Raw genomic sequence first — 13,864 nt, 5'->3', positions numbered from 1 at the left:
GGAACGGGACGAACCGGGCAGGACGTTAAGCGGACGGGAAACCGGACGGGAACGGGGACTCACGGGGTTGGTCCTGGGGATTCGGCAACTATGGAGATGCGTGTGATGACGGACAGTAGGCGTCGCGGTTTCGGGCGCCGGCGCAAGAGCGTCGCGGCCGTGTCCGCCCTCGTGGGCGGCGTGCTCGTGCTCTCGGCGTGCAGCGGCGACGACGGCGACAAGGCTTCGGGCGGCAAGGAGTCGCAGAACCAGGTCGACGAGGCGGCCGCCAAGAAGTCATCGGCCGCCCAGATCAAGATCGCGCCGAAGAACGGCTCCGACAACGCGAGCATCAACAGCGCGGCCAAGGTCACCGTCAGCGACGGCACCCTCACGGACGTGACGATGAAGCCGGCCGACGGCGGCGCCGCCGTGCAGGGGCAGATAGCCGCGGACAAGAAGAGCTGGAAGCCGAGCGGCCAGCTGGAGCGCGCCACCAAGTACAAGATCTCGGTCACCGCGCAGGACTCCGAGGGCCGCAAGGCGCACGAGAACTCGGCGTTCACGACGGTCTCGAAGGCCAACAGCTTCATCGCGAACTTCACGCCCGAGGACGGCTCCACCGTCGGCGTAGGCATGCCCGTGTCGCTCAACTTCGACAAGGGGATCACCAACAAGAAGGACGTCCAGTCCGCGATCAAGGTGTCGTCCAGCAGCGGCCAGGAGGTCGTCGGGCACTGGTTCGGGAACAACCGCCTGGACTTCCGCCCCGAGGACTACTGGAAGGGCAACTCCACCGTCACGCTGAAGCTGAACCTCGACGGCGTCGAGGGCGCCGACGGCGTGACCGGCGTGCAGCAGAAGACGGTGCAGTTCAAGATCGGGCGCAACCAGGTCTCCGTCGTCGACGCCAAGACGAAGCAGATGAAGGTGATGCGGGACGGCAAGGTCGTGAAGACCATTCCGATCTCCGCGGGCTCGCCCCAGAACAAGACGTACAACGGCAAGATGGTGATCTCCGAGAAGTTCAAGGAGACCCGCATGGACGGCGCCACCGTCGGCTTCAAGGACGGTGACGGCAAGGGCGAGTACGACATCAAGGACGTGCCGCACGCCATGCGCCTGTCGAACTCCGGCACCTTCATCCACGGCAACTACTGGGGCTCGCCGTCCATCTTCGGCGGCGCCAACACCAGCCACGGCTGCATCGGCCTGCAGGACGCCAAGGGCGCGGGCGACAAGAGCACGCCGGGCTCCTGGTTCTACGAGAACTCCATCACCGGTGACGTCGTCGACGTCCGCAACACCGGCGACAAGGTCATCGCCCCGGACAACGGCCTCAACGGCTGGAACATGGACTGGGCCCAGTGGAAGGCCGGCTCCGCCGTCTGATCCCGGCCCCCGGTCGTCGTACGCCAACGGCCCGCACCCCCGACGAGGGGGTGCGGGCCGTTGGCCATTTCCCGTCGCGCCCCAACTGTGCACTTCTGTCGCACTGTTGAGCGGGAGGTCCCCCCTCGGCATACTTCGACCTCCGAGGGGCCACTGCCCCTTAACCTCCAGGGGGAGACTTGCACAGACAAGTGAAGAGAGCGTGCGGGGCCGGAATCGCCACGGCGGTCGCCGTGGCCCTCGCGGCGGGCATGACCAGCCCGGCGGCCGCGAACCCGGTCACCGCGGGACAGGCCCGCACAGCGGGGGGCACGGGTACGGGCACGGGTCCAGGTACGGGCGCCGGAGTCACCGGCACCGGCACCACCCACGTCACCCTGATCACCGGCGACCGGGCCGTCCTCGACGCCGAGGGCCGGGTGATCGGGCTCGACCGCGCCGAGGGGCGGGAGCACATCCCCGTACAGATGCGGCGCAGCGGCGGCCACACGCTGCTGATACCCGCCGACGCCCGGCGCCTGATAGCCGACGGCACGGTGGACCAACGCCTGTTCGACATCACCGAGTTGAACAAGAAGCGCAACCGCGCCGCCCAGAAGAAGGGCCTGCGCGTCATCGTCGGCTACAAGGGAGCGGCGGGCGGCGCCAGAGCCGAGGTGCGCTCGGCCGGTGACACCACGGTGCGCCGGAGCCTGACCTCGCTGAACGCCGACGCCCTCAGTACGCCGAAGCGCGACGCGGCCGACCTGTGGGCCGCGCTCACCAGCGGCAAGGACGGTGCCCGCACCGCCGCGTCCGGCATCGGCCACGTCTGGCTGGACGGCATCCGCAAGGCGAGCCTCGACAAGAGCGTCAAGCAGATCGGCGCCGACAAGGCCTGGGCCGCCGGGTACGACGGCAAGGGCGTCAAGATCGCCGTCCTGGACACCGGCATCGACGCCACCCACCCGGACCTCAAGGACCAGGTGGTGGCCGAGAAGAACTTCTCCCAGGCGGCCGACGCCAAGGACCGCTACGGCCACGGCACCCACGTCGCGTCCATCGCGGCCGGCACCGGAGCCAAGTCCGGCGGCACGTTCAAGGGCGTCGCGCCCGGCGCCAAGCTGCTCAACGGCAAGGTCCTCGGCGACGACGGCTACGGCGAGGACTCCGGCATCATCGCCGCCATGGACTGGGCGGCCGCCGAGGGCGCCGACGTCGTCAACCTCAGCCTCGGCGGCCCCGACAGCCCCGGCGTCGACCCGCTCGAAGCCCAGGTCGACAAGATCTCCGCGGAGAAGGGCATCCTCTTCGCGATCGCCGCGGGCAACGACGGCGAGCCCGGCACGGTCGGCTCGCCCGGCAGCGCGGACGCCGCCCTCACCGTCGGCGCGGTCGACGACCACGACAAGCTGGCGGACTTCTCCAGCCAGGGCCCGCGGATCGGCGACGGCGCGATCAAGCCGGACGTGACCGCGCCCGGCGTGGACATCACGGCCGCCGCGGCACCGGGCAGCGTCATCGAGAAGGAGGTCGGCCAGAACCCCGAGGGCTATCTGACGATCTCCGGTACGTCGATGGCGACCCCGCACGTCGCGGGCGCCGCCGCCCTGCTCAAGCAGCAGCACCCCGACTGGAAGCAGGCCGAGCTCAAGGGCGCCCTCACCGGCTCCACCGAGCCCGGCGCGTACACGCCCTTCCAGCAGGGCTCGGGCCGCATCGCGGTCGAGCGCGCCATCGAGCAGAGCGTCGTCGCCGAGCCCGTGTCGGTGAGCTTCGACCGCCAGCAGTGGCCGCACGCCGACGACAAGCCGGTCACCGAGAAGGTGACGTACCGGAACCTCGGCAAGGAGGCGGTCACCCTCGGCCTCACGGTGACGGCCACCGACCCGAAGGGCCGCCCGGCCCCGGCCGGCTTCTTCACGCTCGGCGCGAAGAAGGTCACCGTCCCGGCGGGCGGCACCGCCTCCGTCGACCTGACCGCCGACACCCGCCTGGGCGGCACCGTCGACGGCACGTACTCCGCGTACGTCGTCGCGACCGGCGCCGGCCAGCGCGTGCGCACCGCCGCCGCGGTCGACCGCGAGGTGGAGTCGTACGACCTCACCCTGAAGTACCTCGGCCGTGACGGGCAGCCGACGAAGAACTTCGACGTCTCCCTGCTCGGCCTCACCGGCGGCGCCCAGGGCGTCGACCTGTCGCCCTACGACGCGTCCGGCACCGTCAAGGTGCGTGTGCCCAAGGGGAGTTACGTCCTGAACTCCAACATCGTGGCCGACCGGGCGGACTTCTCCAAGGGCGTCGACTGGCTGGCCCAGCCGAAGCTCGACGTCACCAAGGACACGACGGTGACGGTCGACGCGCGGACCACGAAGCCGGTCGACGTCACCGTGCCGGACACCGGTGTCACGGGTGTGCTGGCCGCGCCCGAGTACACGGTCGGGACCGCGGACTTCAGCGCCGGCTTCGGCTGGCTCCTGGACGAGTTCAAGAACTTCCGCACCGCCTCCGTCGGCGCCGCCCCGACCGGCGTCACGCTCGACCAGCAGTGGGCGGCCGTCTGGACCAAGGGGGACACCACCGAGTACAACACCCTCGCCGGCGGCCCGGTGAAGCAGGTCGCCACCGGCTACACCAAGCACTACAAGGCGAGCGAGCTGGCCACGGTCAAGGCCGGACTCGGCGCCTCCGTGCGCGGCAAGACGGGCTCGCTGCGCGCGTACGGCGAGCTGCCCACCTCCGAGAGCGGCTGGTCCGTGGGCGTCCCGACGAAGCTGCCCACCACCCGCACGCTCCTGGTGTCCACCGGGGACAAGGTGAAGTGGGGCCTGGACTTCGAGCAGAACGGTCCGGCCGACGCGAACGGCTTCCCGACGACCGAGGTGGGGTACTCGCTGGGCACCCCGCAGACGTTCAGCGGGGGCAAGAGCTACGAGAAGACGTTCAACACGGCCGTCTTCGGCCCGCGCATCGGCGGCGGGTACGGCGTCTTCCGGGACGCCGACGAGATCTCCGGGTACCTGCCGCTGTACGCGGACGGCAAGACGCACGCCGGCTACTCGCTGTACTCGTCGGTGAAGACCACGCTGTACCGCAACGGCACCAAGGTCGCCGAGAACGACGACCCGCTGGTCGGCGAGAAGCCGTTCAAGGTGTCCTCGGGCGACGCCGCGTACAAGCTGACGACGTCAGTGAAGCGCAGCGTCAAGATCGGCGCGGCCACCACGCGCGTCGACGCGAGCTTCTCGTTCCGCTCCAAGAAGGCGGACCACGCGAGGCTGCCGGTCTCCGCGGCGCGGTTCAGCCCGGCGGTCGACCTGTGGAGCAGGGCGAAGGCGGGCGAGAAGCAGTCGGTGCCGGTGACGGTCCTCGGCTCGGCGGCGGGCGCCAACCTCAAGTCCCTTGCCGTGTACGTCTCCTACGACTACGGCCAGACCTGGAAGAAGACCACGGTCAGCCACGGGAAGATCTCCGTGACCAACCCGGCCAAGGACAAGGCCGTCTCCTTCCACGCCAAGATCGCGGACAAGAAGGGCAACAAGTCGACGCTGTCGATCTACAACGCGTACTACGGCAAGTGAGCACGCCGCACTGACGCACCGTCAGTGAGGTGAGGGGGCGCGGCGCCGACGGAGCAGCTGACCGTCGGCGCCGCGTCGCGTCGAAAGCAGGGCCGCGTCGACATATGGGGGGCGAAATACGGGGGACGGCCGGGCCCCGTCGTCGCTACCGTGCCCCCATGACGAAGATCCCCCCGCAGGCGTACGAGGGCCTGCCCAAGGCCGAGTTCGCCTTCCCCGGCCCCCTGCGCGACCAGCTGGTGGGCGCCATTCTCGACGGGTCCAAGACCTCGACGACGGGCCTGGTCGTCGACTACGAACACGACGGCGACCCGCTGCCCGTCGTGGGCGCGCGGGCCGTCCTCGTCGACTCCGACGACCGGCCGGTGGGCGTCATCGAGACCACCGACGTCCGCGTCGTGCCGCTCGCCGACGTGGACCTCGCGCACGCCGTGGACGAGGGCGAGGGCTACACGACCGTCGCCCAATGGCGGGCCGGCCACGAGAAGTTCTGGCACAGCGAGGCGATGCGCGCCGCGCTCGAAGACCCCGGCTTCACCGTGGACGACACGACCGAACTCGTCCTGGAGCGCTTCCGGCTGGTGGCAGACCCTCAGGCTCCGCTGCCGTAGGGCCGAGTGAGGATCTCCACCAGGACGGCCGGGCCGCGCAGACCGCTCAGATCGTCGCGGTGTCGATCACGAAGCGGTAGCGCACGTCGCTGGCGAGCACCCGCTCGTACGCCTCGTTGATCTGGTCGGCGCGGATCAGCTCGATCTCCGAGCCGAGCCCGTGCTCGGCGCAGAAGTCCAGCATCTCCTGCGTCTCCTGGATGCCGCCGATCATCGATCCGGCGAGGGTCTTGCCGCCGCCGATCACCGAGAAGAGGTTGAGCGAGACCGGCTCCTCCGGGGCGCCGACGTTCACGAAGGCACCCTCCGAGCGCAGCAGGCCCAGGTACTTGTCCAGCGGCAGCGGCGCCGACACCGTCGACAGGATCATGTCGAAGGAGCCCGCGAGCTGCTCGAACGTGGCCTCGTCGCTGGTCGCGTAGTAGTGCGCGGCGCCGAGCCGCAGCCCGTCGTCCTTCTTGCGCAGCGACTGCGAAAGCACGGTCACCTCGGCGCCCATGGCGTGCGCGATCTTGACGGCCATGTGGCCGAGACCGCCGAGACCCACCACGGCGACCTTCTTGCCGGGGCCCGCGTTCCAGCGGTGCAGCGGGGAGTACGTGGTGATGCCGGCGCACAGCAGCGGCGCGGCCACGTCGAGCGAGATCCCCTCGGGGATGCGGACGGTGAACGCCTCGTCCACGACGATGTGCGTGGAGTAACCGCCGTACGTCGGCTCGCCGTCCTTGCCGATGCCGTTGTACGTCGGGACATTGCCCTTGACGCAGTACTGCTCCAGGCCCGCCTTGCAGTTCTCGCACTCGCGGCAGGAGTCGACCATGCAGCCGACGCCGACGCGGTCACCCACGGTGAACTTGGTGACACCGGGGCCGACCTCGGTGACGACACCGGCGATCTCGTGGCCGGGGACCATCGGGTAGATGCCCTCGCCCCAGCCGTCGCGGGCCTGGTGGATGTCCGAGTGGCAGATACCGGCGTACTTGATGTCGATCAGGACGTCGTGCTCGCCGACGGCGCGGCGCGGCACGGTGGTCCGCTCCAGGGGCGCCTCGGGGGCGGGAGCGGCGTAGGCGGAAACGGTGGTGATCTGCTCAGTCATGCCTTTGAGGCTGCCACTGACCTGCGGTGTCACCCAGGCCTCCACTCTGCCTACGTCCACTGTGCCTACCACTGGCAAGGTCAGGCTCCGGGTCGTACGACCCCTGGATGTGGGCGCCCGACCCTGGATACTGGAGTTCATGGACGAGAACCCCGGGACCCCGGCCGGCCGGCCGCTGGACGGCAGGGCCGAGCTGAGCGAGTTCCTGCGCACCCGCAGGGCGCGGCTGCAGCCGCAGGACGTCGGCCTGCCGGACTTCGGGCGGCACCGCAGGGTGCCCGGCCTGCGCCGCGAGGAGCTCGCGCAGCTCGCCGGCGTCTCCGTGGCGTACTACACCCGGCTCGAACAGGGCAACGGCCGCAACGTCTCGGCCGAGGTCCTGGACGCCATCGCGCGCGCCCTGCGCCTCACCGACGCCGAGCACGCCCATCTGACGCACCTCGCGAAGCCGAAGGCGCACAAGAAGAAGAAGGCCGTGCGCCCCCAGCACCTGCGGCCCGCGCTGCAACAGCTCCTGGACTCCGTCACGGGCGTGCCCGCGTACGTGGTGGGCCGCCGCACCGACATCCTCGGCTGGAACGCGATGGCCGCGGCCCTCTTCGGCGACTGGGGCGAGCTGGCGCCCAAGGAGCGCAACTGGGCGCGCATCTGCTTCCTCGACCCGCGCTCGCGCGAGCTCTTCACGGACTGGGAGCAGAAGGCGTCCGACATCGTCAGCTACCTCCGCATGGACGCCGGCTGCTACCCCAACGACCCCGAGCTCTCCTCGCTGGTCGGCGAACTCTCCGTGAAGAGCGAGGAGTTCCGGGGGCTGTGGGCCACGCACGACGTCCGGGAGAAGGGCCACGGCGTCAAGCAGATGCGGCACCCCCTGGTGGGCGAGCTGACCCTCTCGTACGAGACGCTGCGGCTGCCGGACGACTGCGACCAGCAGATGGTGATGTACCACGCGGAGCCGGACTCGGCGTCGGCGCAGGGCCTGCGGCTGCTGGCCAGTTGGGGGCGGGACGCGTCGTCGGTGGGTACGGCGGCGAAGTAGCCGGGACCCGGTGGCGACGTAGCCGCGCCCCGGCGGCGGGCCGGGATTTCGCGGGCGGCGGAACGCCGCGTGCTGCCCCGGTGGCGGTACCGCTCCTAGGCTGGGGGAGTGAGCAGCCACGAGGCACAAGAGCCGCAGAACGCGCCGAAGCGACAGCCGAATCCGTACGGGGCGCGCGTCGTCCCCCTGCGCCCCGCGGGCGCGGCGGCGAAGGAGGCCGGGGAGGCCAAGGAGCCCCTCTGGCGGGACGTCGTCGGCGATGTCCTGCGCCGCGAACGCCTGGCCCAGGAGCGCACCCTCAAGGACGTGGCGGACGCCGCCCGGATCTCCATGCCCTACCTCTCCGAGCTGGAGCGGGGCCGCAAGGAGGCCTCGTCCGAGGTTCTCGCGGCCGCCGCCCGCGCACTCGGCCTCGGCCTGCCTGACCTGCTGTCGCTGGCCCAGACGCGTCTGGCCGGCCTTCCCCGCGTGAGGCCGGCCAGGGCGTCGTACCGGTCGGAGGTCCGCCTGGCGGCCTGACCTCCGGGTCTCGCCCCCGTCGCCGTCAGGCGGCGACCGGCATCGTCCGCCTGCTGAGCACCTGGTCGGCGAGCCCGTACGCGACCGCCTCCTGCGCCGTGAAGACCTTGTCGCGGTCCATGTCGGCGCGCAGGGTCGCCACGTCGTGGTGCGTGTGGTGGGCCAGGACCTCCTCGACCTGCGAGCGGATCCGCAGCATCTCCTTGGCCTGCAGGCTGAGGTCGGACACGGTCCCCTGCTGCCCCCGGCTCGCGGGCTGGCCGAGCAGCACCCGCGCGTGGTCGAGCATGAACCGCCGCCCCGGGTCGCCGCCCGCGAGCAGCACGGCGGCCGTGGAGGCGGCCTGGCCGACGCAGAACGTCGAGATCGGCGCGGAGATGAAGCTCATGGTGTCGTAGATCGCCATGAGCGAGGTGAAGGAGCCGCCGGGCGAGTTGATGTAGACGGCGACCTCGCGCTCCGGGGCGGACGACTCCAGGTGGAGCAGTTGCGCGATGACGACGTTGGCGACGCCGTCGTCGATCTCCGTGCCGAGGAAGATGATGCGCTCGGAGAGCAGCCGGCTGTAGATGTCGTACGCGCGCTCGCCCTGCGGAGTGCGCTCGACGACGGTGGGAATGGTGTACTGACTCATCGCTGACGTCCCCTCAGATGCCGAGCCCGATACGGCGTTTCGACCCGGCGGGCCGCACGTCCTCCAGGGATGCGACGACGTGGTCGACCATCCCGTACTCCTTGGCCTGCTCGGCGGTGAACCAGCGGTCGCGGTCGCCGTCCCGCGAGATCGTCTCCTCGCTCTGGCCGGTGTGCTCGGCGGTGATCCGCTCGATGGCCCGCTTGGTGAACTCCAGGTTCTCCGCCTGGATGGCGATGTCGGCGGTGGTGCCGCCGATGCCCGCCGACGGCTGGTGCATCATGATCCGCGCGTTGGGCAGCGCGAACCGCTTGCCGGGGGTGCCCACGCTCAGCAGGAACTGCCCCATGCTCGCGGCGAATCCCATGGCGAGCGTCGCCACGTCGTTGGGGATGAGCCGCATCGTGTCGTAGATGGCGAGCCCGGCGGTGACGGAGCCGCCGGGGCTGTTGATGTACAGACTGATGTCGGTCTTCGGGTCCTCCGCCGACAGCAGCAGCATCTGCGCGCAGACGCGGTTGGCGGACACCTCGTCGACCTGTGTCCCGAGGAACACGATCCGCTGGTTCAGCAACTGCGCGGCCAGATGGTCGTCGAACCGCGACGGAGCCGTCTCCCCGTCCTCGGCCCGCGGCCGCGCCACCGCGTTCCAGCCGCTTTCGAGCCCTGTCATCGCGCCTCCCTGAAGTCCTGGGCGGCTCTCGACGCCGCGCCCTGACCTCACTGTTGACCCGCGGGGCGCTCGACGACAGAGATCTCTGCCGTCGGCAGATTCGCCGACGGCAGAGGCGTCAGGAGCCGGAGGGGCCCGGAGGGGGCGGCGGGAGGTGCAGACCGTGGTGGACGACGTCCTCGGACAGGGCGGCCAGATCGGTCCGGCGGGTGTGGGCGTGGGCGCGCAGCAGGGCCAGCGCCTGGGCGGCGGTGAGCGAGTGGCGGTAGCTGATCATGCCGGTGGCCTGGTGGACGACGGCGTCGGCCGGCAGGAGCCAGGCGTCCGCGGCGTCCTCCTCACCGGAGGTGGGAACAGTCAGGAGGATGAGTTCGGCCGCGTGCAGATGGGTGCGGGCCGTCAGCAGATCCGTGTCGGGCAGCGTGCCGTGCCGGTCGCGGTAGAGCGACAGGACGAGCCCCGGCCGAGGACTCGTACGGCCGGGCTGGGCCAGGGGGAACGCGAAGGCCGCGTGGATGCCGTGCGCGCGGGCCTGCCCGGCGTATACGGGCCAGCCGGCGGTGACCTGCGGGTCGTCGAGATCGGGGGCGAGCACCGCCCGCAGATCGCTGAGGGCCTCGACGCACGGTCCTTCCCCCAGGTCGATCTGCAGGGCCTCGCCCCGGCCGGCCAGCGGACCGACGGCGGCCAGGGAGACCCGCTGGGCCAGCGCGGCGTCCGTCGCGAGGGTCAGACCCACCGAGCAGGGCCGGCTCAGCTCGGCGCGGCAGGACCGCACCAGGCTGTCCGACGGATCGGGGCGCTCCACGTGCAGGGCGGCCAGCTCGACGGCTGCCGCCCGCGACGTGGTCACGGGAGACGGACGTAAGGGGCGGGCGACGAACGCGCGCCCAGGGAGGTGCACATGACCATGCTTCCGATCTTTGGCACTCACCGCCGATGCTGCCCATGATCGGAAGCCAATGTCAGGGTTGTCGTACGAGACGAAACCGGCTGTTGGGGTACGGGCAGCCTGTGTGTCCACCGTACGCTCCCGCGGGCCTACGGGAGCCGCTCACCGGCATAGACTGGGCGGGCCGGTTCCCGAGCGAAATTCCGTCAGGCAGGGGGTGGCGAGACGTGGTCGACGGCGACCTTGCCGCTGTACTGCAGAGCCTGCGTCCGGCCCCCGGCAGCGGAGGCCTGGTCGGCGCGGACGCGGAGCGCTGCGCGCGTGCGCTGGGCGTCGACGGGGTGGCCGTGTCCGTGATGTTCGCCGGCGTGCTCAACGAACTGCTGTGGGCCACCCCCGGGACCAGTACTCGGCTGGAAGACCTGCAGTACACCCTGGGCCAGGGACCGGGTCCGGAGGCCGCCGCCTCCCGTCGGCCCCTCTCGGTGCCCGATCTGTCGCGCGAACCGTCGGGCCGGTGGCCCGCGCTGCTGCCCGAGGCCCTCGATCTGGGCATCGGGGCGGTGTTCTGTTTCCCGCTGTGCGTCGGCGGCGCCTGTCTGGGCGCCATGACCCTGCAGCGAGCGGAGCCCGGCGATCTGTCGCAGACGGCGCGGACCGAGGCCTGGATCGTGACGCATGCGTTGACCGCCGCGCTCGTCCAGGACGGGCATGCGTGGGAGGCCTTCGCGGACGCGGAGGACAGTTCGAATTTCTACCGGGCCGCCGTGCACCAGGCCGCCGGGATGATCAGTGTGCAGGCGGGGGTGTCCCTGGCCGAGGCGCTGGTCAGGCTGCGGGCGCACGCCTTCGGCCGGGGGCAGCCGCTGGTCGAGGCCGCCGAGGACGTGGTGGCCCGCCGGGTGCACTTTCGCGAGGACGACGAGGACGAGCCGGGCGCGCGTGGCCGGCGGAGGGACTGAGGGCCATGACACGAGAAGAACGCCTGCTGGCGGCCGTCATCGACGCGGTCGACACGCTCGTCGACGACTTCGACCTGATCGACTTCCTGCACACCCTGTGCGACCGCAGCGCCGAGCTGCTCGACGTGTCCGCGGTGGGCGTACTGCTGGAGGACCCCGGTGGAACCCTGCAACTGATCGCCGCCTCCGACGAGCACACGCGCCTGCTGGAACTCTTCGCGCTCCAGCACGAACAAGGGCCGTGCGTGGAGTGCCGCAAGAACGGCCGGGCCCGGCTGAACATCGACCTCCTCTCGCCCGTGCAGACCGCCCCCTTCCCGGTCTTCGCGAGCCGCGCCCGGGATGCCGGTTTCCGCGTCACGCACGCCCTGCCGATGCGGCTGCGCGATGAGGTCATCGGTGCGATGAACCTCTTCGACACCAGGGCGCAGGACCTCTCGGCGGCCGACGCGAGAGTCGCGCAGTCGCTCGCGGACGTGGCGACCATCGCCATCCTGCAGCACCGCACCATCGCCCACGCCAACCAGCAGCGGGCCCAGATGCACGCGGCCCTGACCAGCCGCATCGTCATCGAGCAGGCCAAGGGCATCCTTGCCGAGCGCTGGGGCGTAGGCGTCGACGAGGCGTTCGACGCGCTGCGCCGCTACGCCCGGTCCCACCAGCTCGGCCTGTCCCTGCTGTGCCGTCGGCTCATCGACGGGCAGCTCGACACGGAGGTCATCCGGCAGCCCTGACAGCCGCCACCTCGTACCGCGACACCCCGATCGTCGAGAGCGGCACCCCGATCCTCAAGAGGCACTCGATGGACGACGACCACGCCGCCGCGTGGCACCGGATCGCCGCCGAGGGCAGCGTCTGCCTCGCGGCGGCCGCCCGGGCCTGCGCGGGCGACCTGGAGATCGACTGCCTCGGCGTGAGCCTGGTCGTCGCCGGTGAACTGCGTCTGCTGGGCCACGCCAGCGACGAGCGCGCCCGTCATCTGGAGGATGCCCAGCTCATCACCGGAGAGGGCCCCTGTACGGACGCGTACGTGGAGCGCACCCTGGTCGAAGTGGCCGACCTGCATCAGGCGTACGACCGATGGCCTGCGTACACCCAGGCCGCCGCCGGACAGCAGATGAGCTCCGTGACGGCCCTGCCGCTGGCCGTCGGCCACCTCTGTGTCGGTGCCATGGACTTCTACCGCATCGAGCCCGGCCTGCTCAGCACCTGGCAGAAGGCCCGCGGCCGGGCCTACGCCCGCATCCTCGCGCTGCTCGCCCTCGACGAGCACCCCCATCTGCTGACGGCCGGACGCCGCCCCACCCGGCCCGGCCCGCAGGGCTACCCGCCCAGCGTCCACATGGCCGCCGGCGTCCTCGCGGAGGCGTACCGGCTGGCCCCGGACGACGCCCTGGCCCGTATGCGGGCCCACGCCTTCCGGCACGACCAGCCGCTCCACCAGACCGCGGAACACGTCCTGACCCACCACACCCTGGACTGAGACCCGCCGGGCTCCGCGGTCGCGCCGACGCCCCGGAGGACGCTCTCGCGATGTCGCCTTTTTCGGACAGATGGGCGGGGAAGCGCCCGTGCGCCATTCCCACCGGGAGCGGGGGCGCTCTACCCTGCTGGACAGAGGAGCGTCCGGCCCGCGAACGTGCGGCCGCTGCCCCCCCGTCGACTCCCAGCCCCCGGGTCGTGCGTCACCGCACCAGATGAGGCCCGCTGGAGCCGTATCGCCGACGCCACGGCTCCAGCCACTGTCCTCCGTGTCGCTGAGTCAGGTGAATCCCGCGTCCTGACGAGCCCAGGAGGACACCCGCGCGAGGTGGCGTCGGAGGGGAGCCGGCCACTTCGCGCACTGACGGTCGCCGCCACACGCGATGTCGGCGGCGGCCGTCTCCCACGGCGCCGACACCGCTCGGTGAGCTGCCGCACGCCTCGTCTTCGAGCCTACTCGCGTCGCTCCGCTTTCTGCCCCGAACGCACCAGGTTCAGTGCTCGCGGCCGAGGGCGTCCGGGAGGGTGGGGACGGGGTCGAAGTCCCTGGCGAGACCCACGATGTGGAGGATCCGCAGGTGCCAGGGCCGTACGCAGACCACCGTCAGCCGGCCGTGCCGCCGCAAGACCCTGCGCCGTGTCCGGCAGAGCAGCCCGAGGGTGGCGCAGTCGAGGAAGGTCACCGCCCGCAGGTCCACGATCACCTGGGCCCCCGGTGCGGCGGACGCGGCATCGGTGTGCACCTGGATCTCGGCGGCGGTGCTCACGTCGACGGCGCCGCGGATCTCGACCACGGTGACGCCACCGATGCGATAGCTGCGGACGTGCGGGCCCGGAGCGGGCGGTTCACCCGGCGCCGAACGGCCGGGGGGCTGCCGGTCGGGGTGCTGTCCTGACGCCGCATGCGCGTCCCGTATGTCCATGGAGCTTCCCGGTGGAAAAACCCCCGAGGGACAGGAGTTCACGGTCGTCGGACCGTCACCAGGGGACTGGGGCGACACGAGCATCCTAGAAAGCGCATG

The 13,864-nt window shown here is 71.1% G+C and carries 13 protein-coding genes; 8 read left to right on the top strand and 5 right to left on the bottom strand.

Annotated features, from left to right (window positions below; translation table 11 throughout):
- The first annotated feature begins 105 nt into the window (after positions 1-105).
- From ACZ6CV_RS07200 to ACZ6CV_RS07190, 3 genes are all read left to right on the top strand, one after another.
- Complete coding sequence (locus ACZ6CV_RS07200; RefSeq protein WP_469249956.1) at positions 106-1,371, top strand: L,D-transpeptidase; 1,266 nt, start codon at positions 106-108, stop codon at positions 1,369-1,371.
- Between the two features lie 191 nt (positions 1,372-1,562).
- Entirely contained in the window at positions 1,563-4,931 is a 3,369-nt protein-coding gene (locus ACZ6CV_RS07195) for a S8 family peptidase (RefSeq protein ID WP_469249955.1), read from the top strand.
- Between the two features lie 158 nt (positions 4,932-5,089).
- Positions 5,090-5,542, top strand: coding sequence for an ASCH domain-containing protein (locus ACZ6CV_RS07190; protein ID WP_469249954.1), 453 nt, complete (start codon positions 5,090-5,092; stop codon positions 5,540-5,542).
- Between the two features lie 46 nt (positions 5,543-5,588).
- Here the strand turns inward: ACZ6CV_RS07190 and ACZ6CV_RS07185 are convergent, their stop codons facing one another.
- A complete protein-coding gene (locus ACZ6CV_RS07185; protein ID WP_469249953.1) occupies positions 5,589-6,641 on the bottom strand; it encodes an NAD(P)-dependent alcohol dehydrogenase in 1,053 nt (350 codons plus the stop codon).
- A 139-nt stretch (positions 6,642-6,780) separates the two neighbouring features.
- Between ACZ6CV_RS07185 and ACZ6CV_RS07180 the strand changes: the two genes are divergently transcribed.
- Together ACZ6CV_RS07180 and ACZ6CV_RS07175 are read left to right on the top strand one after the other, a co-directional pair.
- Positions 6,781-7,680 carry a helix-turn-helix domain-containing protein gene (locus ACZ6CV_RS07180; RefSeq protein ID WP_469249952.1) on the top strand — a complete coding sequence of 300 codons (900 nt, stop codon included), beginning with the start codon at positions 6,781-6,783 and terminating at the stop codon, positions 7,678-7,680.
- Between the two features lie 108 nt (positions 7,681-7,788).
- A complete protein-coding gene (locus tag ACZ6CV_RS07175) occupies positions 7,789-8,199 on the top strand; it encodes a helix-turn-helix domain-containing protein (protein ID WP_469249951.1) in 411 nt (136 codons plus the stop codon).
- Between the two features lie 25 nt (positions 8,200-8,224).
- On the opposite strand, the gene ACZ6CV_RS07170 is transcribed toward ACZ6CV_RS07175, so the two are convergent.
- From ACZ6CV_RS07170 to ACZ6CV_RS07160, 3 genes are all read right to left on the bottom strand, one after another.
- On the bottom strand, positions 8,225-8,833 hold the full coding sequence (locus tag ACZ6CV_RS07170; protein ID WP_469249950.1) for a ClpP family protease: 609 nt from the start codon (positions 8,831-8,833) through the stop codon (positions 8,225-8,227).
- Between the two features lie 13 nt (positions 8,834-8,846).
- Complete coding sequence (locus ACZ6CV_RS07165; protein WP_469249949.1) at positions 8,847-9,506, bottom strand: ATP-dependent Clp protease proteolytic subunit; 660 nt, start codon at positions 9,504-9,506, stop codon at positions 8,847-8,849.
- Between the two features lie 118 nt (positions 9,507-9,624).
- Complete coding sequence (locus ACZ6CV_RS07160; protein WP_469249948.1) at positions 9,625-10,359, bottom strand: GAF domain-containing protein; 735 nt, start codon at positions 10,357-10,359, stop codon at positions 9,625-9,627.
- Between the two features lie 266 nt (positions 10,360-10,625).
- Between ACZ6CV_RS07160 and ACZ6CV_RS07155 the strand changes: the two genes are divergently transcribed.
- The 3 genes from ACZ6CV_RS07155 (at position 10,626) to ACZ6CV_RS07145 (ending at position 12,843) form a co-directional block, all read left to right on the top strand.
- Positions 10,626-11,360 (top strand): GAF and ANTAR domain-containing protein, encoded by a 735-nt coding sequence (locus ACZ6CV_RS07155; protein WP_469249947.1) that lies wholly within the window; start codon positions 10,626-10,628, stop codon positions 11,358-11,360.
- A gap of 5 nt (positions 11,361-11,365) precedes the next feature.
- Positions 11,366-12,094 carry a GAF and ANTAR domain-containing protein gene (locus ACZ6CV_RS07150; RefSeq protein WP_469249946.1) on the top strand — a complete coding sequence of 243 codons (729 nt, stop codon included), beginning with the start codon at positions 11,366-11,368 and terminating at the stop codon, positions 12,092-12,094.
- Positions 12,095-12,162: 68 nt separating this feature from the next.
- Positions 12,163-12,843 carry an ANTAR domain-containing protein gene (locus tag ACZ6CV_RS07145; protein WP_469249945.1) on the top strand — a complete coding sequence of 227 codons (681 nt, stop codon included), beginning with the start codon at positions 12,163-12,165 and terminating at the stop codon, positions 12,841-12,843.
- Positions 12,844-13,336: 493 nt separating this feature from the next.
- Here ACZ6CV_RS07145 and ACZ6CV_RS07140 read toward each other — a convergent pair whose 3' ends face one another.
- Positions 13,337-13,765: an STAS domain-containing protein gene (locus ACZ6CV_RS07140; protein ID WP_469249944.1), complete on the bottom strand. Its 429-nt coding sequence runs from the start codon at positions 13,763-13,765 to the stop codon at positions 13,337-13,339.
- Positions 13,766-13,864: the final 99 nt, after the last annotated feature.

The organism is Streptomyces sp. NPDC041713, from assembly GCF_055591085.1.
The sequence above is the reverse complement of the archived record's forward strand: the minus strand, read 5'-3'. Positions and strand labels throughout refer to the sequence as shown.